Source organism: Brevundimonas sp. AVps4 (assembly GCF_058681525.1).
In genome coordinates, this window is sequence record NZ_CM178741.1 from 1749485 (window position 1) to 1769695 (window position 20211).

General features: G+C 66.4%; 32 protein-coding genes. 28 read left to right on the forward strand and 4 right to left on the reverse strand.

The window, feature by feature from the left end; all coding sequences use genetic code 11:
- Window position 1 precedes the first annotated feature (1 nt).
- The 25 genes from rplB to ACW178_RS08705 all read left to right on the forward strand — a co-directional run bounded on the left by rplB (window position 2) and on the right by ACW178_RS08705 (window position 13733).
- Window positions 2-838, forward strand: a complete 837-nt coding sequence (gene rplB / locus ACW178_RS08585) for a 50S ribosomal protein L2 (RefSeq protein ID WP_054765459.1) — start codon at window positions 2-4, stop codon at window positions 836-838.
- A gap of 2 nt (window positions 839-840) precedes the next feature.
- On the forward strand, window positions 841-1119 hold the full coding sequence (gene rpsS, locus ACW178_RS08590; RefSeq protein ID WP_007442184.1) for a 30S ribosomal protein S19: 279 nt from the start codon (window positions 841-843) through the stop codon (window positions 1117-1119).
- 3 nt (window positions 1120-1122) lie between these two features.
- On the forward strand, window positions 1123-1503 hold the full coding sequence (gene rplV, locus ACW178_RS08595) for a 50S ribosomal protein L22 (RefSeq protein ID WP_054765460.1): 381 nt from the start codon (window positions 1123-1125) through the stop codon (window positions 1501-1503).
- Window positions 1503-2258 carry a 30S ribosomal protein S3 gene (gene rpsC / locus ACW178_RS08600; RefSeq protein ID WP_054765461.1) on the forward strand — a complete coding sequence of 252 codons (756 nt, stop codon included), beginning with the start codon at window positions 1503-1505 and terminating at the stop codon, window positions 2256-2258. The genes rplV and rpsC overlap by 1 nt, the downstream gene beginning before the upstream one ends.
- A gap of 3 nt (window positions 2259-2261) precedes the next feature.
- Entirely contained in the window at window positions 2262-2702 is a 441-nt protein-coding gene (rplP, locus tag ACW178_RS08605; protein WP_054765462.1) for a 50S ribosomal protein L16, read from the forward strand.
- Window positions 2702-2899, forward strand: coding sequence for a 50S ribosomal protein L29 (rpmC, locus tag ACW178_RS08610; RefSeq protein ID WP_054765463.1), 198 nt, complete (start codon window positions 2702-2704; stop codon window positions 2897-2899). Before rplP ends, rpmC begins: the two co-directional genes overlap by 1 nt.
- A gap of 10 nt (window positions 2900-2909) precedes the next feature.
- Window positions 2910-3152, forward strand: a complete 243-nt coding sequence (rpsQ, locus tag ACW178_RS08615; protein WP_054765464.1) for a 30S ribosomal protein S17 — start codon at window positions 2910-2912, stop codon at window positions 3150-3152.
- 18 nt (window positions 3153-3170) lie between these two features.
- A complete protein-coding gene (gene rplN / locus ACW178_RS08620; RefSeq protein ID WP_003164378.1) occupies window positions 3171-3539 on the forward strand; it encodes a 50S ribosomal protein L14 in 369 nt (122 codons plus the stop codon).
- 2 nt (window positions 3540-3541) lie between these two features.
- Entirely contained in the window at window positions 3542-3850 is a 309-nt protein-coding gene (rplX, locus tag ACW178_RS08625; protein WP_287103577.1) for a 50S ribosomal protein L24, read from the forward strand.
- Complete coding sequence (gene rplE, locus ACW178_RS08630) at window positions 3850-4410, forward strand: 50S ribosomal protein L5 (protein WP_054765466.1); 561 nt, start codon at window positions 3850-3852, stop codon at window positions 4408-4410. The genes rplX and rplE overlap by 1 nt, the downstream gene beginning before the upstream one ends.
- Before the next feature lie 19 nt (window positions 4411-4429).
- Complete coding sequence (gene rpsN / locus ACW178_RS08635) at window positions 4430-4735, forward strand: 30S ribosomal protein S14 (protein WP_054765467.1); 306 nt, start codon at window positions 4430-4432, stop codon at window positions 4733-4735.
- Between the two features lie 15 nt (window positions 4736-4750).
- Entirely contained in the window at window positions 4751-5149 is a 399-nt protein-coding gene (gene rpsH, locus ACW178_RS08640; RefSeq protein ID WP_054765468.1) for a 30S ribosomal protein S8, read from the forward strand.
- A gap of 1 nt (window position 5150) precedes the next feature.
- On the forward strand, window positions 5151-5684 hold the full coding sequence (gene rplF, locus ACW178_RS08645; protein ID WP_054765469.1) for a 50S ribosomal protein L6: 534 nt from the start codon (window positions 5151-5153) through the stop codon (window positions 5682-5684).
- Window positions 5685-5687: 3 nt separating this feature from the next.
- Window positions 5688-6044, forward strand: coding sequence for a 50S ribosomal protein L18 (gene rplR, locus ACW178_RS08650; RefSeq protein ID WP_183215851.1), 357 nt, complete (start codon window positions 5688-5690; stop codon window positions 6042-6044).
- Between the two features lie 12 nt (window positions 6045-6056).
- Window positions 6057-6659 carry a 30S ribosomal protein S5 gene (rpsE, locus tag ACW178_RS08655; RefSeq protein ID WP_183215849.1) on the forward strand — a complete coding sequence of 201 codons (603 nt, stop codon included), beginning with the start codon at window positions 6057-6059 and terminating at the stop codon, window positions 6657-6659.
- Between the two features lie 3 nt (window positions 6660-6662).
- Window positions 6663-6851 carry a 50S ribosomal protein L30 gene (gene rpmD, locus ACW178_RS08660; protein WP_287103582.1) on the forward strand — a complete coding sequence of 63 codons (189 nt, stop codon included), beginning with the start codon at window positions 6663-6665 and terminating at the stop codon, window positions 6849-6851.
- A 173-nt stretch (window positions 6852-7024) separates the two neighbouring features.
- The gene (gene rplO / locus ACW178_RS08665) at window positions 7025-7618 is read left to right on the forward strand and encodes a 50S ribosomal protein L15 (RefSeq protein WP_054765473.1); all 594 of its coding nucleotides are present in this window, start codon (window positions 7025-7027) and stop codon (window positions 7616-7618) included.
- Window positions 7619-7748: 130 nt separating this feature from the next.
- Complete coding sequence (gene secY, locus ACW178_RS08670; protein ID WP_182713952.1) at window positions 7749-9128, forward strand: preprotein translocase subunit SecY; 1380 nt, start codon at window positions 7749-7751, stop codon at window positions 9126-9128.
- Window positions 9129-9161: 33 nt separating this feature from the next.
- Entirely contained in the window at window positions 9162-9722 is a 561-nt protein-coding gene (locus tag ACW178_RS08675; protein WP_287104757.1) for an adenylate kinase, read from the forward strand.
- Between the two features lie 30 nt (window positions 9723-9752).
- On the forward strand, window positions 9753-10493 hold the full coding sequence (locus tag ACW178_RS08680) for an energy transducer TonB (RefSeq protein WP_492024467.1): 741 nt from the start codon (window positions 9753-9755) through the stop codon (window positions 10491-10493).
- Window positions 10494-10769: 276 nt separating this feature from the next.
- Entirely contained in the window at window positions 10770-11138 is a 369-nt protein-coding gene (gene rpsM / locus ACW178_RS08685; protein ID WP_054766909.1) for a 30S ribosomal protein S13, read from the forward strand.
- A gap of 14 nt (window positions 11139-11152) precedes the next feature.
- A complete protein-coding gene (gene rpsK / locus ACW178_RS08690) occupies window positions 11153-11542 on the forward strand; it encodes a 30S ribosomal protein S11 (RefSeq protein ID WP_054765476.1) in 390 nt (129 codons plus the stop codon).
- A gap of 91 nt (window positions 11543-11633) precedes the next feature.
- Window positions 11634-12653: a DNA-directed RNA polymerase subunit alpha gene (locus tag ACW178_RS08695; protein WP_054765477.1), complete on the forward strand. Its 1020-nt coding sequence runs from the start codon at window positions 11634-11636 to the stop codon at window positions 12651-12653.
- A gap of 107 nt (window positions 12654-12760) precedes the next feature.
- The gene (gene rplQ, locus ACW178_RS08700; protein ID WP_054765478.1) at window positions 12761-13180 is read left to right on the forward strand and encodes a 50S ribosomal protein L17; all 420 of its coding nucleotides are present in this window, start codon (window positions 12761-12763) and stop codon (window positions 13178-13180) included.
- Window positions 13181-13274: 94 nt separating this feature from the next.
- Window positions 13275-13733 carry a GNAT family N-acetyltransferase gene (locus ACW178_RS08705; RefSeq protein ID WP_191558354.1) on the forward strand — a complete coding sequence of 153 codons (459 nt, stop codon included), beginning with the start codon at window positions 13275-13277 and terminating at the stop codon, window positions 13731-13733.
- Window positions 13734-13765: 32 nt separating this feature from the next.
- Here the strand turns inward: ACW178_RS08705 and ACW178_RS08710 are convergent, their stop codons facing one another.
- Both ACW178_RS08710 and ACW178_RS08715 read right to left on the reverse strand, forming a co-directional pair.
- A complete protein-coding gene (locus ACW178_RS08710) occupies window positions 13766-14623 on the reverse strand; it encodes a DUF2705 family protein (RefSeq protein ID WP_191555508.1) in 858 nt (285 codons plus the stop codon).
- On the reverse strand, window positions 14613-15539 hold the full coding sequence (locus ACW178_RS08715) for an ABC transporter ATP-binding protein (RefSeq protein ID WP_191558355.1): 927 nt from the start codon (window positions 15537-15539) through the stop codon (window positions 14613-14615). The genes ACW178_RS08710 and ACW178_RS08715 overlap by 11 nt, the downstream gene beginning before the upstream one ends.
- A gap of 162 nt (window positions 15540-15701) precedes the next feature.
- On the opposite strand from ACW178_RS08715, the gene ACW178_RS08720 reads away from it, so the two are divergent.
- Window positions 15702-16736, forward strand: coding sequence for an NAD(P)/FAD-dependent oxidoreductase (locus tag ACW178_RS08720; RefSeq protein WP_287104339.1), 1035 nt, complete (start codon window positions 15702-15704; stop codon window positions 16734-16736).
- Here the strand turns inward: ACW178_RS08720 and ACW178_RS08725 are convergent.
- Entirely contained in the window at window positions 16733-17467 is a 735-nt protein-coding gene (locus ACW178_RS08725) for a TonB family protein (protein WP_054765483.1), read from the reverse strand. The genes ACW178_RS08720 and ACW178_RS08725 overlap by 4 nt on opposite strands.
- 180 nt (window positions 17468-17647) lie before the next feature.
- Here ACW178_RS08725 and ACW178_RS08730 point away from each other — a divergent pair, with 180 nt between their 5' ends.
- Window positions 17648-18445 (forward strand): transglycosylase SLT domain-containing protein, encoded by a 798-nt coding sequence (locus tag ACW178_RS08730; protein ID WP_054766910.1) that lies wholly within the window; start codon window positions 17648-17650, stop codon window positions 18443-18445.
- A gap of 110 nt (window positions 18446-18555) precedes the next feature.
- Window positions 18556-19698 carry a SpbR family protein gene (spbR, locus tag ACW178_RS08735; RefSeq protein WP_152949970.1) on the forward strand — a complete coding sequence of 381 codons (1143 nt, stop codon included), beginning with the start codon at window positions 18556-18558 and terminating at the stop codon, window positions 19696-19698.
- Window positions 19699-19729: 31 nt separating this feature from the next.
- Here spbR and ACW178_RS08740 read toward each other — a convergent pair whose 3' ends face one another.
- Window positions 19730-20206, reverse strand: a complete 477-nt coding sequence (locus ACW178_RS08740; RefSeq protein WP_152949972.1) for an Hpt domain-containing protein — start codon at window positions 20204-20206, stop codon at window positions 19730-19732.
- Window positions 20207-20211: the final 5 nt, after the last annotated feature.

Consider the following 20211-nt stretch of genomic DNA (forward strand, 5'->3'; position numbering starts at 1 on the left):
GATGGCCTTGAAACACTACAATCCGACTTCGCCGGGCCGTCGCGCCCTCGTGCTGGTCGACCGTTCGGAACTCCACAAGGGCCGTCCGGAAAAGTCGCTGACCGAAGGTCTGACCAAGTCGGGCGGTCGCGGGCAGGGCGGTCGCGTCGCGGTCCGCTTCCGCGGCGGCGGCGCCAAGACCCTGTACCGCAAGATCGACTTCAAGCGTCGCAAGTGGGACATGGTCGGCACGGTCGAGCGTCTGGAATACGATCCGAACCGCACGGCCTTCATCGCCCTCGTGACCTATGAGGACGGCGAGAAGACCTACATCATCGCGCCGCAACGCCTGAAGGCGGGCGACACGGTGGTCGCGGGCGAAAAGACCGACGTGAAGCCGGGCAACGCCATGCCGCTTCGTTCGATGCCGGTGGGTACGATCATCCACAACATCGAGATGAAGCCCGGCAAGGGCGCTCAGCTGGCCCGTTCGGCCGGCGCCTACGCCCAGCTGGTGGGTCGCGATCAGGGCTACGCCCAGATCCGTCTCGGCTCGGGCGAGCTGCGCATGGTCCTGGACAGCTGCATGGCCACGGTGGGCGCGGTTTCGAACCCCGACCACATGAACCAGAACCTGGGCAAGGCCGGCCGCAAGCGCCACATGGGCTGGCGTCCGCACGTCCGCGGCGTCGCCATGAACCCGATCGACCACCCGCACGGTGGTGGTGAAGGCCGGACCTCCGGTGGTCGTACCCCCGTAACGCCGTGGGGTAAGGACACCAAGGGCACCCGCACCCGTAAGAACAAGGCTACGGACAAGTTCATCATCCGTACCCGTCACGTGAAGAAGGCTCGCTAAGAATGGCCCGCTCCTCCTGGAAAGGCCCGTTTGTCGACGGGTATCTGCTCAAGAAGGCCGACGCCGTTCAATCGTCGGGCCGCAAGGACGTGATCAAGACCTGGTCGCGCCGCTCCACCATCCTGCCGCAGTTCGTCGGTCTGACGTTCGGCGTCCATAACGGTCAGAAGCACGTTCCCGTGTCGGTCTCGGAAGAGATGGTCGGCATGAAGTTCGGCGAGTTCGCCCCGACCCGGAACTTCCCGGGTCACGCGGCGGACAAGAAGGCCAAAAGGAAGTAACCGATGGCCCAGACCAAGAACATTCGTCGGGTCGGCCCGACCGAGGCCCGCGCCAAGCAGGTCAACATGCGCATCAGCCCTCAGAAGCTGAACCTGGTCGCCGCCTCGATCCGCGGCATGCCGGTTCAGAAGGCGCTGAACGAGCTGGAATTCAGCCGTAAGCGCATCGCCGGCGACGTCCGCAAGGTCCTGTATTCGGCGATCTCGAACGCCGAGAACAACCACAACCTCGACATCGACAACCTGGTCGTCGCCGAGGCCTTTGTGGGCAAGAACCTGGTGATGAAGCGTTTCGCGAGCCGCGCTCGTGGTCGCTCGTCGCGCATCCTGAAACCGTTCAGCGAGATCACCATCGTGGTCCGCGAAGCCGGCGAGGCCGCCTGATGGGACAGAAAATCAATCCGGTCGGTCTGCGCCTCGGCGTGAACCGCACGTGGGACAGCCGTTGGTTCGCCGCCGGCGCCGACTATTCCCGCCTGCTGCACCAGGACCTGAAGCTGCGCGAGTGGCTGCGGGAACGCCTGTCGGCCGCCGGCGTGTCGCGCATCATCATCGAGCGCCCGCACAAGAAGTGCCGCATCACCATCTATGCCGCCCGTCCAGGCGTCGTGATCGGCAAGAAGGGCGCTGACATCGAGAAGCTCCGCAAGGACATCTCGGCGCGCACCGAAGGTGAAGTTCACCTGAACATCATCGAAGTCCGCAAGCCGGAAACCGACGCCCAGCTGATCGCCGAGAACATCGCGCAGCAGCTGGAACGCCGCGTCGCCTTCCGTCGCGCCATGAAGCGCGCCATGCAATCGGCCATGCGTCTGGGCGCCAAGGGCATTCGGATGAATGTCTCGGGTCGTCTGGGCGGCGCCGAAATCGCGCGGATGGAATGGTATCGCGAAGGCCGCGTGCCGCTTCACACCCTGCGGGCCGACATCGACTACGGCTTCTACGAAGCCAAGACGACCTACGGCATCATCGGCGTGAAGGTCTGGGTGTTTAAGGGAGAAGTGCTTGAGCACGACCCGATGGCCCAGGACAAGCGTTGGGCCCAGGAAGCCTCGGGTCCGTCCTCGAACGAAGGCCGCGAACGCGGCGGCCCCCGTGGCGACCGCGGTCCGCGTCGCGATCGGGGACGTGAGAACTAAGTCATGTTGCAACCGAAGAAGACCAAGTACCGCAAGGCCTTCAAGGGCCGTATCCACGGCTCGGCCAAGGGCGGCTTCTCGCTGAACTTCGGGTCGTACGGCCTGAAGACGCTGGAACCGGAACGCATCACGGCGCGTCAGATCGAAGCGGCCCGCCGCGCGATCACCCGCCAGATGAAGCGTCAGGGCCGCGTCTGGATTCGCGTCTTCCCCGACCTGCCCGTCACGGGCAAGCCGGCCGAAGTCCGGATGGGTAAGGGCAAGGGCGCGGTGGACTACTGGGCCGCGCGCTGCCACCCGGGCCGTATCCTGTTCGAAATCGACGGCGTGTCGGACGAGGTCGCCCGCGAGGCGCTCCGTCTCGGCGCCGCCAAGCTGCCGGTCCGCACCAAGGTGGTGACCCGCATCGACGCCGGCATCGCCCAAGTTGAGGAAGCCGCCTAATGACCAAGATCGCCGATCTGCGGTCGCAAACGACCGACCAACTGGCCGACGAGCTGCTGAAGCTCAAGAAGGAACAGTTCAACCTGCGTTTCCAGGCGGCCACCGGCCAGATGGAGAAAACCCACCGCGTGGGTGAAGTGCGCAAAGACATCGCCCGCATCTCGACGCTTCTGCGCGAGAAGCGTGCGGCCTCGTAAGGAAACGAATATGCCCAAGCGAATTCTTGAAGGCGTGGTCGTGTCCGACAAGGGCGACAAGACCGTCGTCGTGAAGGTGGAGCGCACCCTGCTGCACCCGCTTCTGAAGAAGACCGTCCGGTCGTCCAAGAAGTACCACGCCCACGACGAAGCCAACGCGCTCAAAGTCGGCGACGTCGCTCGCATCGTCGAGTGCGCCCCCAAGTCCAAGTTGAAGCGCTGGGAAGTCCTTTCCAACGCCTCCGCCTCGTAATCAGAAGGATCTGATCTTATGATCCAGATGCAAACTAACCTGGAAGTGGCCGATAATTCGGGCGCCCGCCGGGTCATGTGCATCAAGGTGTTGGGCGGCTCCAAGCGCCGCTACGCCTCGATCGGCGACACTATCGTCGCCTCCGTGAAGGAAGCCATTCCGCGCGGCCGCGTGAAGAAGGGCGACGTCGTGCGCGCCATCGTCGTGCGCACCGCCAAGGACATCCAACGCAAGGACGGCTCGGTCATCCGTTTTGACAAGTCGGCCGCCGTCATCGTCAACAAGCAGAACGAGCCCGTCGGCACGCGGATCTTCGGCCCGGTTCCCCGCGAACTGCGCGCCAAGAACCACATGAAGATCATCTCGCTGGCTCCGGAGGTCCTGTAACCATGGCCGCCAAGATCAAGAAGGGCGACCGCGTCGTCGTCCTCACCGGCAAGGACAAGGGCCGCACGGGCGCCGTGCTGAAGGTCCTGCCCTCCGAAAACCGCGTCGTCGTGGAAGGCGTCAACATGGTTCAGCGCCACACGCGCCCGAGCCAGGCTGACCCTCAGGGCGGCATCAAGAACAAGGAAGCCTCGCTTCACCTGTCGAACGTCGCGATCGCCGACGCCAACGGCAAGGCGACCCGCGTCGGCTTCCGGATCGAAGGGGACAAGAAGGTCCGCTTCGCCAAGACGACGGGAGACGTCATCTGATGGCTACCGAGAAGTACACCCCCCGGCTGAAGGCCGAGTATCAGAACCGCATCCGTGCGGAGATGAAGGCCAAGTTCGGCTATACGAACGAAATGCAGGTGCCCAAGCTGGACAAGATCGTCCTGAACATGGGCATCGGCGAAGCCGTCGCCGATTCCAAGAAGGCCAATGCGGCCCTCAAGGATCTGACGGCCATCGCCGGTCAGAAGGCCGTCGCCACCAAGGCCCGTAACTCCATCGCGGGCTTCAAGCTGCGCGAAGGCATGGTCATCGGCGGCAAGGTCACCCTGCGCGGCGACCAGATGTACGAGTTCCTGGACCGGTTCATCACGATCGCGCTGCCGCGCGTGAAGGACTTCCGCGGTCTGAAGGGCACGTCCTTCGACGGTCGCGGCAACTACGCCACCGGTCTGAAGGAGCACATCGTGTTCCCGGAAATCAATTACGACCAGATCGACCAGATGTGGGGCATGGACATTGTCGTCTGCACCACGGCCAAGACCGATGAGGAAGCCAAGGCTCTCCTCACCGAGTTCAAGTTCCCGTTCTTGAAGAACTGAGCGGGAAGGGAAGAGCACAATGGCTAAAAAGAGCGCCGTAAACCGCAACGAAGCCGTCAAGGCCCTGGTTGCGAAGTATGCCGCGAAGCGGGCCGCCCTGAAGGCGACCGCCAACGACGAAAACCTGCCGCTTGAGGAGCGCTTCGCCGCGCGCCTGAAGTTGGCTGAACTGCCGCGCAACTCCGCGCCGAGCCGCATTCGCAACCGTTGCGAAGTGACCGGTCGTCCGCGTGCGTTCTATCGCAAGCTCAAGATGAGCCGGATCGCGCTGCGTGAGCTTGGCAACCTGGGTCAGATCCCGGGCCTGACCAAGTCCAGCTGGTAAGGGGAGCGAAGAGACATGATGATCAACGATCCCCTGAGCGACATGATCGCTCGCATCAAGAACGCGGCGACCCGCAAGCGTTCCAAGGTGCTGACCCCGGCGTCCCGTCTGCGCCAGCGCGTCCTCGACGTGCTGCAGGACGAGGGCTACATCCGCGGCTACAACCTGGTTCAGAACCCGGGTGAGTTTCCGCAGTTCGAGATCGAGCTGAAGTATTTCGACGGTCAGCCCGTCATCGCCGAGATCGCGCGCGTGTCCAAGCCGGGCCGCCGCGTCTACTCCGCGATCGGCGATCTGAAGCCCGTCAAGAACGGCCTCGGCATCTCGATCCTCTCGACTTCGAAGGGCGTCATGTCCGACGCCGCCGCTCGCGACGCCAATGTCGGCGGCGAAGTCCTCTGCAGGGTCTACTGACATGTCCCGTATTGGCAAGAAAACCATCGCAGTGCCGAAGGGCGTGACGGTCACGCTCGACGGCCAGACCGTCTCGGTGAAGGGTCCGAAGGGCGAACGCTCCTGGACCGTCGCCGAAGAAATCGAAGTCAAGCACGAAGGCGACGAGCTGTCGCTGGGCCTGCGGACCGACACCCAGCGCGGTCGCGCCATGTGGGGTCTGTCGCGCACCCTGGTCGACAACATGGTCACCGGCGTCACCACCGGCTTCGAGAAGTCGCTGGAACTGGTCGGCGTGGGTTACCGCGCCGCGATGAAGGGCAACGCCCTGTCGCTGCAGCTCGGCTTCTCGCATGAAGTCGACATCGACCCGCCGGCCGGCGTCAGCTTTGCTGTTCCGAAGCAGACCGAGATCAAGATCCTGGGCGCGGACAAGCAGGCCGTCGGTCAGATCGCCGCGGTCATCCGCAAGCTGCGTCCGCCGGAGCCCTACAAGGGCAAGGGCGTCCGTTACGCCGGCGAGACCGTGCGTCGCAAGGAAGGCAAGAAGAAGTAAGTCATGGCTCTTTCTCTTCGACAACAAGCCAAGCGCCGCGCCGAGCGCACGCGCCGTCGCCTGAAGGCTGTCGCCAACGGTCGCCTGCGTCTGTCGGTCTATCGTTCGGACAAGAACATCTCGGCCCAGATCATCGACGACGCCCAGGGCGTGACGGTCGTGGCCGCCTCGTCGCTGGAAGGCGGCAGGGGGTCCAAGGGGTCGGACATCGCCGCGGCTACGGCCATCGGCAAGCTGATCGCCGAGCGCGCCATCGAGAAGGGCGTCAAGGACGTCGTCTTCGACCGGGGCGAGTACATCTATCACGGACGGGTGAAGGCGCTGGCGGAAGCCGCGCGTGAAGCCGGCCTGAACTTCTAAGGGACGCGACAGATGGCGCAACAACCCCAACGCGGCGGCGGCGATCGTAATCGCCGCGACCGCAACGCTCCCGCCGCCGCCGAGGCCCCGGAAAGCGACATCATCGAGAAGCTGGTGCACATCAACCGCGTCGCCGCCACCGTTAAGGGCGGCCGTCGCTTCAGCTTCGCCGCCCTGATGGTCGTCGGCGACGGCAAGGGTCGCGTCGGCTTCGGTCACGGCAAGGCGCGCGAAGTGCCGGAAGCCATCCGCAAGGCGACCGAAGAAGCCAAGAAGACGATGATCCGCGTGCCTCTGCGCGAGAACCGCACCCTGCACCACGACGGCAACGGCCGTTGGGGCGCCGGCAAGATCATGATGCGAGCGGCCCCTCCCGGCACCGGCGTCATCGCGGGCGGTCCGATGCGTGCGGTCCTCGAAACCCTCGGCGTCCAGGACGTCGTGGGCAAGTCGACCGGTTCGTCGAACCCCTACAACATGATCCGTGCGACGTTCGAAGCCCTCAAGGTCCAGTCGTCGCCGCGTCAGGTCGCTTCCAAGCGTGGCAAGAAGGTCGCGGATCTGATGGGTCGTCGCAACGACGGCGCCTCGGCGCCCGAAGCCGTGGAGTCCTAAGTCATGGCCGAGAAGAAGACCGTCACCATCAAGCAGATCGGCTCGCCGATCCGCCGCAAGAACGACCAGCGCGCCACCCTGGTGGGCCTGGGCCTGAACCGCATGGGTCGTGAAGTGACCCTGGAGGACACCCCTTCGGTTCGCGGCATGATCGCCAAGGTCCACCACCTGGTGGAAGTGGTCGAGAAGTAAGACTGTTCGCTACGCTAAGTGGCGAGTGATGAGTGGCGAGTGACGAGTAGTCCGGGTGTCGGTTCAACCGATTTCTCTTGACTCGCCACTCATCACTCGCCACTCGCCACTTTCTTTTTCCAAGCCGAGTCCGGACGAATGTCCGGGCGCTAGCACCCGAAAGGATCAGGCACATGAAACTGAACGAAATCCGCGACAACGAAGGCGCGCACAAGAAGCGCATGCGCGTGGGCCGCGGCCCCGGCTCCGGCAAGGGCAAGACCTCGGGCCGCGGCGTCAAGGGTCAGAAGTCGCGGACCGGCGTCAGCCTGCTGGGCTTCGAAGGCGGCCAGATGCCGCTGTACATGCGCATGCCCAAGCGCGGCTTCAACAACCCGAACGCCCTGAAGCTGGCCGAAGTGAACCTGTGGCGTCTGCAAGACGCCATCGACGCCGGCAAGCTGGACGCCTCGGCCGAGATCAAGGGTGAAGCCCTGGTCGCCGCCGGCGTGATCCGCCGCGTCAAGGACGGCGTCCGTCTGCTGGGCACCGGTGAAATCAAGGCCAAGCTGAACCTGGTCGTCTGGTCGGCCACGGCCGGCGCCAAGAAGGCCATCGAAGCCGCGGGCGGGTCGGTCGTCGAACAGCGTATCGAAGCCGAAGCCAAGGCTGCGGCCCGCGTCGAGAAGCGCAACGCCGCCAAAGGCAAGGCTCCGGCCCCCAAGGCGCCCAAGGGCGACGCCAACAAGGTCTCGGCCCGCGCCAAGCGCGCCGCTTCCAAGGCCTGAACAACGCGTCGTCGCGGCGCGTATAGGCCGTGGCCTGAATACACCTGCGACGACGAAACAACGGAAGCGGCCCTCGCATGAGGGCCGCTTTCCGCCTATCTGACGACTCAGTCAGTCGTGGGGACGCATAATGGCTTCGGCCGCAGAACAACTCGCCGCCAATATGAACATGGGCTCGTTCGCCAAAGCGACCGAGCTGCACAAGCGCCTGCTGTTCACGCTGGGCGCCTTGCTGGTTTATCGCATCGGCACCTATGTGCCGATCCCGGGCATCAACTCGCAGGCCTTCCTGCAGTTCTTCCAGGACCCCTCGGGTCAGCGCGGCATCCTGGACATGTTCAACATGTTCTCGGGCGGCGCGGTGGAGCGGATGGCCATCTTCGCGCTGAACGTCGCGCCCTATATCTCGGCGTCGATCATCGTGCAGCTGATGGGCACGGTGTATCCGCCCTGGGAGAAGCTGAAGAAGGAAGGCGGGGAGAGCGGCCGCAAGCAGCTGAACCAGTACACCCGCTATCTGACGGTCTTTCTGGCCCTGGCCCAGTCGCTGGGTATCGCGGCGGGTCTGAACGCCCAGCCGGGTCTGGTCGACAATCCGGGGATTTTCTTCCTGGTCTCGACCGTCGTGACCCTGACGGGCGGCACCATGTTCCTGATGTGGCTGGGCGAGCAGGTGACGGCGCGCGGCGTCGGCAACGGCATTTCGTTGATCATCTTCGCGGGCATCGTGGCGGTTCTGCCCTCGACCATCGCCCGGATGCTGGGCCTGGCCCAGCAGGGTCAGATGTCGGCCTTCGCCCTGTTCTTCATCGCCGTCCTGGCCGTGGCGACCGTGGTCTTCATCGTCTTCATGGAACGGGCTCAGCGCCGTCTGCTGATCCAGTATCCGAAGCGCCAGGAAGGCAACCGGATGGCGGGAGGCGAGCGCTCGTTCCTGCCGCTGAAGGTCAACACCGCCGGCGTCATCCCGCCGATCTTCGCCTCGTCCCTGCTGATGCTGCCGACCACAGTGGCCAGCCTGACCGCCAATGCGGACCTGCCGTCCTATCTGGGCTGGCTGCCGCTGGTCACCTCGCAACTGACCCACGGCCAGCCTCTGTTCATGGCCCTGTACGCCGCCCTGATCATCTTCTTCTGCTTCTTCTACACCTCGATCACCTTCAACCCGGAGGACACGGCGGAGAACCTGCGGAAATACGGCGGCTTCCTGCCGGGCATCCGTCCGGGCAAGCGCACGGCCGAGTATCTGGACTATGTCCTGACCCGTCTGACGGTGATCGGCGCGGCCTATATCACTGCGGTCTGCCTGCTGCCGGAGTTCATGGTCGCCCAGATGGGCAACAGCCTCTACTTCGGCGGAACGTCTATCTTGATCGTGGTGTCGGTGACGATGGACACTGTGGCCCAGATCCAGTCCCAACTGCTGGCGCACCAGTATGAGGGGCTGATCAAGAAGGCCAAGCTGCGCGGTCGCGGCGGTCGTGGCGCGCCCACGCCCGTCCGTCGCTGAGTTGACTAGAAGACGCCTGGGGAGGACTTGCGCGTGAACTTGATCCTGTTTGGACCGCCGGCGGCGGGCAAGGGGACCCAGGCCAAGCGGCTGGTGGAAGAGAAGGGCATGATCCAGCTCTCCACCGGCGACATGCTTCGGGCCGCCATCGCCTCGGGCTCGGAGCTGGGCCTCAAGGTCAAGGACGTGCTGGCGCGCGGCGATCTGGTGACGGACGAAATCGTCATCGCCCTGATCGAGGATCGTCTGCCGGAGGCCGAGGCCGCCGGGGGCGCCATCTTCGACGGCTTCCCCCGCACGGTCGCCCAGGCCGAGGCCCTGGACGCCATGCTGGCCAAGCGCGGCGCCCAGATCGACGCCGTGGTCCGGCTGAAGGTCGATGACGCCGCCCTGCTGGAGCGGGTCGCCAAACGCTACGCCGAACAGGGCCGTCCCGACGACAATCCCGAGACCTTCGCGGTCCGTCTGGACGCCTACAACCGCAACACCGCCCCGCTGCTTCCCTATTATGAAGCCCAGGGCAAGTTGACCGAGGCGGACGGCATGGGCTCGATCGAGTCCGTCGCCAAGGCGATCGACGAAGCCCTGGCGTGACCCAAGTCGTTTTCGGGCGTTTGGGAACGGATGCCTGAAACCGAGATCCAGTCTGACAGAAGGCGCGCCCGCAGACGCTGGCGCGCCTTCGCCGTCTTCGGCGGGGTCGCCGCCGCCGAAATCGCCCTGATCCTGATGCTGGGACAGGTGAAGGGCCGGCCCCCCCGGACCCCCATGGCGGACGGCCCCCCGCCGTTCGAGGTGGTGCTCTATGATACGCCGCCGCCGATCCTGGAGCGCCCCTCTGCGCCCAAGGCGGGGGGAGGGGCGCCGGCCGCGCCCTCGCGCATTCACACGCCGCCCAAGCCGCAGCCAGATCGCCCGCGCGAACTGCCGTCGCCGTCGAAGCCGGCGCCCCAGCCCGCCCCGGTCGTGGGCGTCGCGCCTTCCCCCTCGCCGGAACCCGGGTTGGGTCAGGGCGGCCAGGGGACCGGCGCGGGTTCCGGCGTCGGCGCGGGGTCCGGGCCGGGCAGCGGCTCGACGGGGCCGCGCCTGATCACGGGGCCGTCCATGGCCCAGGTCCGCGCCAACCACCCGCGCCAGGCCCGCAGCCGCTACGGCCGAGTCGAACTGTCTTGCCGCATCCGGTTAGACAGCCGGCTGGAAGCCTGTCGCGTGGTGGAGGAGACCCCTGTCGGCCTGGGCTTCGGGGCGGCGGGACTGGCTGTGGCCGACTATTTCCGTTTCCAGCCGCCGACCGAGAACGGGCGTCCCCTCGAGGGGCAGCAGGTGACGGTGGGCGTCGACTTCGGCATTCCCCCGCGTCGCTGATCCACCGCTTCGCAGGGTGGCGGCCTAAGCCCCTTGACCGGAACCCGGTTGCGGCGTTCAACATTGATGCACAGAGGCTGATCGCCGCCGTTCGAGGCGGGTCTGAGTGACGGTTTAGGCGGTGGACCGAAAAAGTCTGGCCGGCAGGGTTGCGCGCAGCCGTTGACGCCCGGTGAATCATCTGTATAAGGGCGCCTTCCCGCGAAGGGCGCCACGCTCCTGGTTTGTTAACCGGAGCGTTTGTTGCGTCTGAATAACGCGTATCTGGAGAATTTCGTGGCCCGTATCGCTGGCGTCAATATCCCGACCAACAAGCGCGTTGAAATCGCGCTTCAGTACATCCACGGCATCGGCCCGGCCGCCGCCAAGGACATCACCGAAAAGGTCGGCATCGAAGCCGCCCGCCGGGTGAACCAGCTGACGGACGCCGAAGTCCTGTCGATCCGCGAGACCATCGACCGCGACTATACGGTCGAGGGCGACCTGCGCCGCGAAACCTCGATGAACATCAAGCGTCTGATGGACCTGGCCTGCTATCGCGGCCTGCGTCACCGCAAGGGCCTGCCGGTCCGCGGTCAGCGCACCCACACCAATGCTCGCACCCGCAAGGGTCCGGCCAAGCCGATCGCCGGCAAGAAGAAGTAAGAGAGAGCTGACCGATGGCCAAGGAACCGGGTCGCGTAAAGCGCCGCGAACGCAAGAACATCACCTCGGGCGTCGCCCACGTGAACGCCAGCTTCAACAACACCATGGTGACCATCACCGACGCGCAAGGGAATGCGATTTCCTGGTCGTCGGCCGGCCACATGGGTTTCAAGGGCTCGCGTAAGTCCACCCCGTACGCCGCCCAGATGGCGGCCGAGGACGCCGGCAAGAAGGCCCAGGAACACGGCCTGAAGACGCTGGAAGTCAACGTCTCGGGTCCGGGCTCCGGCCGTGAGTCGGCCCTGCGCGCCCTGCAGGCCGTCGGTCTGACGATCACCACCATCCGCGACGTCACCCCGATGCCGCACAACGGCTGCCGTCCGCCCAAGCGTCGTCGCGTCTAAGCGACACCGCCTAAAGCACCCCCATCTCCGTCGGCTCCACCATGGCCTCGTCGACAAGGCCGGAGCCGACGAAACCCGTTCGAGGGACAAAATGATCGAAAGAAACTGGCAAGAGCTGATCCGTCCCGAGAAGCCGCAGATCGAGATCGGTTCCGACGCCCAGCGTAAGGCGCGTCTGGTGGCCGAGCCTCTGGAGCGCGGCTTCGGTGTGACGCTCGGCAACGCCCTTCGTCGCGTTCTGCTGTCCTCGCTGCAAGGCGCGGCGGTGACGGCGATCCAGATCGACGGCGTGGTTCACGAATTCTCGTCGCTGGAAGGCGTGCGCGAAGACGTGGTCGACATCGTTCTGAACATCAAGCAACTGGCGCTGCGCATGCACGCCGAAGGCCCCAAGCGCATGACCCTGCGCGCGACGGGCCCCGGCGTGGTGACGGCCGGCCAGATCGACGTGCCGGCGGACATCGAGGTTCTGAACCCCGATCACGTCATCTGCACCCTGGACGACGGCGCCTCGATCCGCATGGAGCTGACCGTCCAGAACGGCAAGGGCTATGTGGCGGCCGAGTTCAACCGTCCGGAAGACGCGCCGATCGGCCTGATCGCCGTCGACGCCCTGTACTCGCCGGTCAAGAAGGTGGCCTATCGCGTCGAGCCGACCCGTCAGGGCCAGTCGCTGGACTACGACAAGCTGCTGCTGGAAGTCGAAACCAACGGCGCGGTCACGCCGGTTGACGCTGTGGCTTACGCCGCGCGCATCCTGCAAGACCAGCTCCAGATCTTCATCACCTTCGAAGAGCCCAAGAAGGCTGTCGAGCAGTCGGACGGCAAGCCCGACCTGCCCTTCAACCCGGCCCTGCTGAAGAAGGTGGACGAGCTGGAGCTGTCGGTCCGTTCGGCCAACTGCCTGAAGAACGACAACATCGTCTACATCGGCGACCTGATCCAGAAGACCGAGGGCGAAATGCTTCGCACCCCGAACTTCGGCCGCAAGTCGCTGAACGAGATCAAGGAAGTTCTCGCGACCATGGGGCTCAGCCTCGGCATGGACGTGCCGAACTGGCCGCCCGAAAACATCGAAGATCTGGCCAAGAAGTTCGACGACCAGATCTAAGTTCAACCCTCCGCCCGTCTCCTCTCGGGGAGAATGTCGGGGCGGTTAGAAGATTACGAGCCTAGGTCTCCCCAGGAGATACCGGGTTCGGAGTAGGAGAGACCCTGATGCGCCACGGCGCCGCCCATCGTAAACTCGGTCGCACGACCAGCCACCGCACCGCCATGTTCGCCAACATGGCCGCCTCGCTGATCAAGCACGAGCAAATCACCACGACCCTGCCCAAGGCGAAGGAACTGCGTCCCTTCGTCGAGAAGCTGGTCACCCTGGCCAAGAAGGGCGACCTGCACGCGCGTCGTCAGGCCATCAGCCAGGTCCGCGACGTGCCGCAGGTCGGCAAGCTGTTCGAAACGATCGGCCCGCGCTACGCCGAACGCAACGGCGGCTACATCCGGATCATGAAGGCCGGCTTCCGCCACGGCGACAACGCCCCGATGGCCGTGATCGAGTTCGTCGATCGCGACGTCGAAGCCAAGGGCAAGGACTCCGGTCCGGTCCTGGCCTATGAAGGCGACGACGAGGCTTAAGCCTTTCGTCTCTGACGAGACTGAACCGCGAAAGGGCGGCCGGAGCGATCCGGTCGCCCTTTTGCTTTGCGTGGCGATCGGGCAAGAGGCGGCCATGTCTGTCGCGATCGTCGATTTCCGCCCTGACCACGCCGCCGCCTGGGCCCGTCTGAATGAGGCTTGGCTGGCCGAGGGCGGCTTCGCCGTCGAGGCCAAGGACCGGCGCTCCATCGACGATCCGCACGGGGTCTTCATCGCCGGCGGCGGCCGGATCTTCATCGCCGAGCGGGACGGGGACGCGGTCGGCTGCTGCGCCCTGATCCGCATTCCGGACGGGTTCGAGGTGTCGAAGATGACGGTGACGCCCGCCGCGCGCGGCTTAGGCTTGGCGCGGCGTCTGCTGGAGGCCTGCGAGGCGGCGGCCCGCGCGGCGGGCGCGACCCTGCTGTATCTGGAGACCAACAGCGCCCTGGAGCCGGCCATCGCCCTGTACGAGAGCTTCGGCTTCGTCCACCTGCCGCCCCGCCCGACCCCCTACGCCCGCGCCGACGTCTTCATGGAGAAGCGGCTCTAACGGCTGTCAGGGGGGCTTCAGCCCGCCTCCGCCTATTCCTTCGACAGATCCTGACGCTGGAACCAGGCGATAGAGGCTGCGACCGGCGCGACGCACCACAGGACCAGGCTGACCACCGCCTTCATGACCACGCCCTCGGGCAAGGGCATGGGGCCGGGAGCGAGGGCGGCTTTCAAAGTGTCATAGGCCAAGCCGGGCAGCAGCAATTGCGCGGCCCAGTCACTCGGCTCCCAGCCGAGAATGGGCAGCAGCGGTCCCCCGAGGATGGTCTGGGCGAAACCCAGGGCCCAGGGGGCGAACAGGGTCGCCAGCAGGGACCGGCTGACGACCGCCGCCAGTAGGGCGATGAGGCCGTATTGAACGATCCGGATGTAGGACAGAAGCCAGGTCAGAAGGAACTGAACCAGGTCGAAGTCGGACAGGTCGAAGCTCATCGGCCGTCCGGCCACCAGGGCCTGTGTGACGAAGAAGATGAAGGCGGCGATCAGCATGGCCAGCATGGCGATCATGGCCAAGACTTTCATCACCCCGATCTTGCCCAGGATCAGCCAGGGTCGGCCGTTGCGAGCGCTGATCAGTCGCCAGGTCTCCCAGCGGTAGTCGCCGGCGTAGACCGCCGCCGCCGCCAGCAACATGAAGACCAACAACACGCCGTTGGCGCCGTTGCCGGCCGCAAAGCCGAAGGCCTCGGCCAGATTGACGGGCTGATTGCCCAAGGTCGCGGGCAGATTGGCCTTGGCAGCCAGTGCGTCGCCCTTGGCCTTGGTCATGATCTGGTAGGCCAGCCCGCCGAAGACGAACAGCAGCGGCGTCAGCAGGATGCTGAAGAAGAGCGTCGTCCGGTTCCGCGAGACGCGATAGGCCTCGGATTTCAGCGCATCAACCAGCATGATCGGTCCCCTTGTCGGGCGCGCCCTGTACGCCGGTCCAGCCGGTTTCGCTCATGAAGACGTCTTCCAGGTCGGCGCCGATCCAGCGGGCCTCTTCGATATCGACCCCGGCCTCGACCAGGGCGCGAATGGCCGCCGGCGTCTCGGCGCGGGTCAGGGCGGCGATCAGGGCGTCGCCGTCCAGCGTCGCCTTGTCGCCCAGCACCCCCATGGCCTTGGCGAGCGGGGTGGCCGAAAGGCGCAGACGTTCGCCTGAGGCCGTCAGGTCCGAAACCCGGCCTTCGGTGATCACCTTGCCCTTGTTGAAGATGGCGACGCGATCGCAGACGCGCTGGACCTCCTGAAGCTGGTGGCTAGCCAGGATGACGGTGACGCCGTCGTCGTCGGCCAGGCTGCGGATCAGGGCGCGCATCTCCTGGATGCCGGGCGGGTCCATGCCGCTGGTCGGTTCGTCCAGAATGACGAGGTCCGGCTTGGTCATCAGGGCGGCGGCGACGCCCAGGCGTTGCAGCATGCCGACCGAGAAGCCGCGCACCCGCCGATCCGCCGCCTCGGCCAAGCCCACTCGCTTCAGCCAGGCCTCAATGTCCGAAGACGCGACGCCGCCGTGGGCGTAGCCCAGCCAGACCAGGACCTGACGCGCGGTCATGAAGGGAGGGAAGCGCGGCGTCTCGATCATCGAGCCCATCCGCCGCGTCGCCGCCGGATCGCCGATCTGGCCGCCCATGACCGTCGCCTCGCCCGCAGTCGGGCGGATCAGGCCGAGCAGGGTGCGAAACAGCGTGGATTTGCCGGCGCCGTTGGGGCCGAGGATGCCGTAGACGCCGCCCCGCGGGATCGACAGGGTCAGGCCGTCCAAGGCCTTCACCGTCCCATAGGTCTTGGTCAGGCCGCGGATCTCGATGACGGTTTGCATAGGATGAGCTTGGCGCGAGAACGGCGTTCCCACAAGGCGTCGTGCGGCTGTCGTCCATTAAGATTAGGCAATGGTTCGGCGGGCGCGGGCGCGCGGCTAGGACCAAAGGTCCAAGGGCGGCGGCTTGCATTCTGAGCGGCCTGGGCCGATCTGGGGCGCGTGATGTCATCCCCTGCCATAGTGATCGTGGGCGCCGGCGTGCTGGGCCTGAGCACCGCCTTCAGCCTGACCCGGCGGGGGCATGCGGTGACGGTCATCGACCCGGGTGGTGCGAATGCGTCGAGCGTGGCGGCCGGCATGGTGGCGCCGGCGATGGAATCTGTCCTGGACGACGTTACGCCCGAGACGGCGGCCCTGTTCCGCGCCGGACGCGACCTGTGGCCCGACTTCGCCAAGGCGGCTGGCGTCGCCCTGGCGCGCCGACCGGCTGAATGGCGCGGCGGGGACGTCGCCGGCCTGGCGGCGCGATTCGAAGCCCTGGGTTTTGAGGCGCGTCGGACCGGCGACCGGCTGATCACGGAGGAGGATTATCAGATCGACCCCGGCCAGGCCTTGGGCGCCCTGGCCCAGGCGGTGGCGCAGGCTGAAGGCGGCGCTGTGGTGCAGGACCGCGTCTCGGCCCTGGTTCAGACGGCCGACGGCTGGTCGATCGAACTGGGCCGACGCAGCCTGTCCGCCGCCGCGGTCGTGCTGGCGACGGGGGTCGAGGCGGCGATAGAGGGGGCCCCGGAGGCGACGCGGCGGCTGGTCGACGGCGTTCAGCCCATTCGCGGCCAGATCGGCGTGACCGGCGAGACTCTGGCGGATCATGTGGTGCGCGGTCCCGGCGCCTATGTGGCGCCGATGGCCGGCGGAACGGTGATCGGCGCGACGATGGAGCCGGGGCGTCGCGACGCCGCGCCGGACTGGACCATGGGCGAAAGGCTGAGCCAGGCCGCCTGGCGCGTTCTGGGTCGGACGCCTGCGCCGCTGGACATCGACTGGCGTGTCGGGGTGCGAGGCGCTTCGGCAGACGGCCTGCCGATGGCGGGCCCTGCGCCGGACGGCAGGGCCCTGTTTTTGGCTCTGGCCCCCCGCCGAAACGGCTGGCTGCTGGGGCCGATGGTCGGGGCCGTCGTCGCCGATGCGATCGAGGGGCGAACGCCGCAAGCCTACGCCCACGCCCTCGATCCTCGGCGATTTCAGGCCGAAACCTAGTCCTCCATTGCGAAGCGGACGGTGAAGTTCACCGTCGCCCCATCCACCGGACGGCCGTCGACCGTGCGAGGGTTCATCCGGAAGGCGCGCGTCAGGCTGAGAGCCGCCCGACCGAAGCCTTGGCCGTTCGGAGTCTCGCCGGCGACGCGGCAGGCGGTCAGGCCGCCGTCGATGCGAACCAGGCAGGACAGGGTGGCCGCGCCCGAAACGCCGTCTTCGGCGGCCCGGCTGGGATAGGCCCGCGCCATCTGGGCGGACGAGGGGCGGCTGGCCCAGCTGGGGTTGTTGATGACGGAGACGGCGCGGACGGGGGTTTCGACCGTCGCGGTTCCGCCCTCGACCCCGCTGGGCGCCGTGCTGATGACAGGCAGGCCCGGTGAAGCCGTGACCGCCGACGGCTCGGGCGGGGTCAAGGCCACGGTCTCGACATCGGCCGGCGCAGGGTTGCGGGGCGGGTGGAGGGGCGTCGGCGGCGCTGCGACCTTCTGGACCGGTTCTGGCTCAGGCTTGCGCTCCGGCGGAGCCAGGCTGACGGTCACATGCGGCAGTTCGTCGATCACCGGCTCCGGCTTCAATTCGAACCGCTGGGTGTAGAGCGCCACGCCTATGCCGACATGGACCAGGATCGAAACCCCGATGGCGGCCGGCATCCAGCGCGGCATCGGTTTCTTGCGTTCCCCATAGTCGATGGGGTTGACGGCGCCGGGGCCTCCGGCGGCGCGGATCATCATATCGACACTCCCTCGTTCACCGCCCCCGCAGCGCCCGTAACCGAAAGTGAGCGCCCAGGTTGTGGCGGGATTGCGGCGGTGTTTCAGCGGTCGACGAAGGTCGAAAGCTTGACCTTACGGTTAAAGCCGGTCTTAACGATTAAGGGTTGGTTAACCATGTTCGACGAGGCTCCGCCTGTTATGGGCATCCGAGCGATTCCATCTTCGGGCGGCGTTGAGGCGGCGATTCAGCGCGCGTCCCAGGCGGTGGGCGTCGATTACGACTTCCTGGTCAAGACCGCCCGACGCGAGAGCGCGCTCAATCCTTCGGCCAAGGCGCCGACCTCATCGGCGGCGGGTCTCTTCCAATTCATCGAACAGACCTGGTTGGCCACCGTCAAACAGCACGGCGCCCAGCATGGGTACGGCCAGTACGCGGATCTGATCCACCGCGGCGCCGACGGGCGCTGGCGGGTCGAGGGTTCGGCCCGCAATGTGGTTCTGGACCTGCGGTTCGATCCGCATGCGGCCTCGACCATGGCGGCGGAGCTGACGGCGTCGAACGCCGCCTATCTGCGGGGCCGCACCGGCAAGGAGCCGGGCGCGGGCGACCTCTATGCGGCCCATTTTCTGGGACCGGCGGGTGCGGCCAGTCTGATGACGGCCATGGACCGCAACCCGGGCGGCAGCGCGGCGGCCCTGTTTCCCGAAGCGGCCCGCGCCAACCGCAGCATCTTCTACAAGGATGGGCGGCCGGCCACCGTGGCCGAAGTCTACGCCAATCTGCAACGCACGGCCGGGACCGGGGCGCCGGCGGCGGGCGTCGGCGATGAGCGGCCCGTGGCGCCGGAACTCAGCGACCGGGACCAGATGCTGGCGGCCCGCCTGGATCGCTTGAAGCAGGATCAGGGGCTCTTGGCCCTGTTGCTGGGGCAGGACGGATCGGCCGGCGGCGGCTTCGGCGGCGCCTTCTCGCCGGACGACGCCCAGGGCGCCTAAACAGGTTTTGCGCGGGCGGAAATTCTGCCGAAACGCCCCGATGGTAAACTGGGCGTTAAGCATGGCAGGATGATCGTATCGGGGACGCCCGATTCCCGAACGAGCCATCCATGACCGCCTATCGCGCCCGACTGACCGAGACGGATATCCAGCGCCTGATCAAGGCGACGGAGGACGACGACCGGGCGGAGGCGGCCTATAAGCTGTGCCGCAGCATGGATCGCGCCGATCTGGACGAACGGGACCGCGAAGCCGCCCAGAAGATTCTGCGCCTCCTGGCCAACGATGCAGCCGAACTGGTCCGGCGGGCCATGGCTGTGACCTTGAAGGCGTCGGATCTGCTTCCGATCGACGTGGCGCGTCGGCTCGCGGCCGATATCGACAGCATCGCCCTGCCGGTGATCAGCGCTTCTCCGGTCTTCAGCGACGAGGATCTTATTGAAATCGTCCGCGCCGGTTCGCCTGTGCGCCAGGTCGCGGTCGCCGGCCGGCCGCGCGTGTCGCGCGACGTCGCGGGCGTGCTGGCGGATGTCGGTTGCGAACAGGCCGTGAGAATGCTGGCGGCCAATGACAACGCCGATCTGTCGGAACAGGCCTTGGGCGTGATCGTGGACCGGTTCGCCGCCTCGCCCGAGGTGGTTACCGCTGTCGCCTATCGCCAGGTTCTGCCGCTGCATGTGACCGAGCGGCTGATCGCCCTGGCCAGCGAGACGGTGCGAGAGCATCTGGTCGCCCGGCATGCGGTGGCGCCCGAGACGGCGATCCGTCTGGCCCAGTATGCGCGCGAACGGGCGACCGTCGATCTGGTCGATCAGGCGGCTTCCAGTGCGGACATCGGCGCCTTCATGGCCCAGTTGAACCTTCGCAAGTCGCTCAACGCCTCCCTGCTGCTGCGCGCCCTGGCGCGCGGCCAGATGACGATGTTCGAACATGGTCTGGCGGAACTGGCCAATACGCCGCATCAGCGCGCCTGGCTGATGATCCATGACGCAGGTCCCCTGGGCTTGAAGGCGATCTATGACCGGGCCGGTCTGCCGCCGCGCCTGTTTCAGGCGTTCCGCGCCGGGGTGGACACCTGGCGGGCCCTGTCCTCCGAGGGGGCGGACACCTCCAGCGACCTGTTCCGCCAGCGCATGCTGGAGCGTTTCCTGACGCAGCGACCGAACGTGCTGCGTGAGGATCTGGCCTATCTCATGGAAAGGTTGGACCAGCCCCAGAGCCGCGGGTCGGCGGCGGCCGCCAGCGCCGCCTGACCGACGGCGCCCGGCTCAGGCCCCACTCGGTTCAGGCCGCGCGGTATTCGGCGACCTTGGCTTCCAGGGTCTCGGCCAGGGTGCGGCCGACAGGATGTTCGTCTGTCTTGATCTGGTCGCGCACCACGGCGCGGATGGCGTCGATATGGGCGTCAAGAAGCGTGGTCGGCGCCTGCATCCGCTTGCCGGCGTCGTCCAGCATCTTGCACAGCGATCCGGCGATGCGCGTGACCAGCGGATATTCATAGGTGGTGCCCAAACCCTTCAGGTCATGGGCGCGGAAATAGAGGTTTTCGGCCGTCTCGGGCGTATAGCCCTCTTCGCGAATTCGGCCCTGGGCGGCGTCCAGCTTGACGATCTCGTCCTTCAGCCACTGATCGAACTGAGCCGCCATGGCCTTCAGGGCTTCTTCGGCTCGCGCAACGGCGTCGGCGTTGATGCCGAAACCGCCGCCGACCTTCATGCGGAGGGCGTTGGGCGGACGAATGACGTGCGAAGGATCGCTCATGACGG

What these genes read in the sequence shown, in the direction of transcription:
- rplB (WP_054765459.1), top strand. Translation starts at nt 2, where the DNA reads ATGGCCTTGAAACACTACAATCCGACTTCGCCGGGCCGTCGCGCCCTC.
- rpsS (WP_007442184.1), top strand. Translation starts at nt 841, where the DNA reads ATGGCCCGCTCCTCCTGGAAAGGCCCGTTTGTCGACGGGTATCTGCTC.
- rplV (WP_054765460.1), top strand. Translation starts at nt 1,123, where the DNA reads ATGGCCCAGACCAAGAACATTCGTCGGGTCGGCCCGACCGAGGCCCGC.
- rpsC (WP_054765461.1), top strand. Translation starts at nt 1,503, where the DNA reads ATGGGACAGAAAATCAATCCGGTCGGTCTGCGCCTCGGCGTGAACCGC.
- rplP (WP_054765462.1), top strand. Translation starts at nt 2,262, where the DNA reads ATGTTGCAACCGAAGAAGACCAAGTACCGCAAGGCCTTCAAGGGCCGT.
- rpmC (WP_054765463.1), top strand. Translation starts at nt 2,702, where the DNA reads ATGACCAAGATCGCCGATCTGCGGTCGCAAACGACCGACCAACTGGCC.
- rpsQ (WP_054765464.1), top strand. Translation starts at nt 2,910, where the DNA reads ATGCCCAAGCGAATTCTTGAAGGCGTGGTCGTGTCCGACAAGGGCGAC.
- rplN (WP_003164378.1), top strand. Translation starts at nt 3,171, where the DNA reads ATGATCCAGATGCAAACTAACCTGGAAGTGGCCGATAATTCGGGCGCC.
- rplX (WP_287103577.1), top strand. Translation starts at nt 3,542, where the DNA reads ATGGCCGCCAAGATCAAGAAGGGCGACCGCGTCGTCGTCCTCACCGGC.
- rplE (WP_054765466.1), top strand. Translation starts at nt 3,850, where the DNA reads ATGGCTACCGAGAAGTACACCCCCCGGCTGAAGGCCGAGTATCAGAAC.
- rpsN (WP_054765467.1), top strand. Translation starts at nt 4,430, where the DNA reads ATGGCTAAAAAGAGCGCCGTAAACCGCAACGAAGCCGTCAAGGCCCTG.
- rpsH (WP_054765468.1), top strand. Translation starts at nt 4,751, where the DNA reads ATGATGATCAACGATCCCCTGAGCGACATGATCGCTCGCATCAAGAAC.
- rplF (WP_054765469.1), top strand. Translation starts at nt 5,151, where the DNA reads ATGTCCCGTATTGGCAAGAAAACCATCGCAGTGCCGAAGGGCGTGACG.
- rplR (WP_183215851.1), top strand. Translation starts at nt 5,688, where the DNA reads ATGGCTCTTTCTCTTCGACAACAAGCCAAGCGCCGCGCCGAGCGCACG.
- rpsE (WP_183215849.1), top strand. Translation starts at nt 6,057, where the DNA reads ATGGCGCAACAACCCCAACGCGGCGGCGGCGATCGTAATCGCCGCGAC.
- rpmD (WP_287103582.1), top strand. Translation starts at nt 6,663, where the DNA reads ATGGCCGAGAAGAAGACCGTCACCATCAAGCAGATCGGCTCGCCGATC.
- rplO (WP_054765473.1), top strand. Translation starts at nt 7,025, where the DNA reads ATGAAACTGAACGAAATCCGCGACAACGAAGGCGCGCACAAGAAGCGC.
- secY (WP_182713952.1), top strand. Translation starts at nt 7,749, where the DNA reads ATGGCTTCGGCCGCAGAACAACTCGCCGCCAATATGAACATGGGCTCG.
- ACW178_RS08680 (WP_492024467.1), top strand. Translation starts at nt 9,753, where the DNA reads ATGCCTGAAACCGAGATCCAGTCTGACAGAAGGCGCGCCCGCAGACGC.
- rpsK (WP_054765476.1), top strand. Translation starts at nt 11,153, where the DNA reads ATGGCCAAGGAACCGGGTCGCGTAAAGCGCCGCGAACGCAAGAACATC.
- ACW178_RS08695 (WP_054765477.1), top strand. Translation starts at nt 11,634, where the DNA reads ATGATCGAAAGAAACTGGCAAGAGCTGATCCGTCCCGAGAAGCCGCAG.
- rplQ (WP_054765478.1), top strand. Translation starts at nt 12,761, where the DNA reads ATGCGCCACGGCGCCGCCCATCGTAAACTCGGTCGCACGACCAGCCAC.
- ACW178_RS08705 (WP_191558354.1), top strand. Translation starts at nt 13,275, where the DNA reads ATGTCTGTCGCGATCGTCGATTTCCGCCCTGACCACGCCGCCGCCTGG.
- ACW178_RS08710 (WP_191555508.1), bottom strand. Translation starts at nt 14,623, where the DNA reads ATGCTGGTTGATGCGCTGAAATCCGAGGCCTATCGCGTCTCGCGGAAC.
- ACW178_RS08715 (WP_191558355.1), bottom strand. Translation starts at nt 15,539, where the DNA reads ATGCAAACCGTCATCGAGATCCGCGGCCTGACCAAGACCTATGGGACG.
- ACW178_RS08720 (WP_287104339.1), top strand. Translation starts at nt 15,702, where the DNA reads ATGTCATCCCCTGCCATAGTGATCGTGGGCGCCGGCGTGCTGGGCCTG.
- ACW178_RS08725 (WP_054765483.1), bottom strand. Translation starts at nt 17,467, where the DNA reads ATGATGATCCGCGCCGCCGGAGGCCCCGGCGCCGTCAACCCCATCGAC.
- ACW178_RS08730 (WP_054766910.1), top strand. Translation starts at nt 17,648, where the DNA reads ATGGGCATCCGAGCGATTCCATCTTCGGGCGGCGTTGAGGCGGCGATT.
- spbR (WP_152949970.1), top strand. Translation starts at nt 18,556, where the DNA reads ATGACCGCCTATCGCGCCCGACTGACCGAGACGGATATCCAGCGCCTG.
- ACW178_RS08740 (WP_152949972.1), bottom strand. Translation starts at nt 20,206, where the DNA reads ATGAGCGATCCTTCGCACGTCATTCGTCCGCCCAACGCCCTCCGCATG.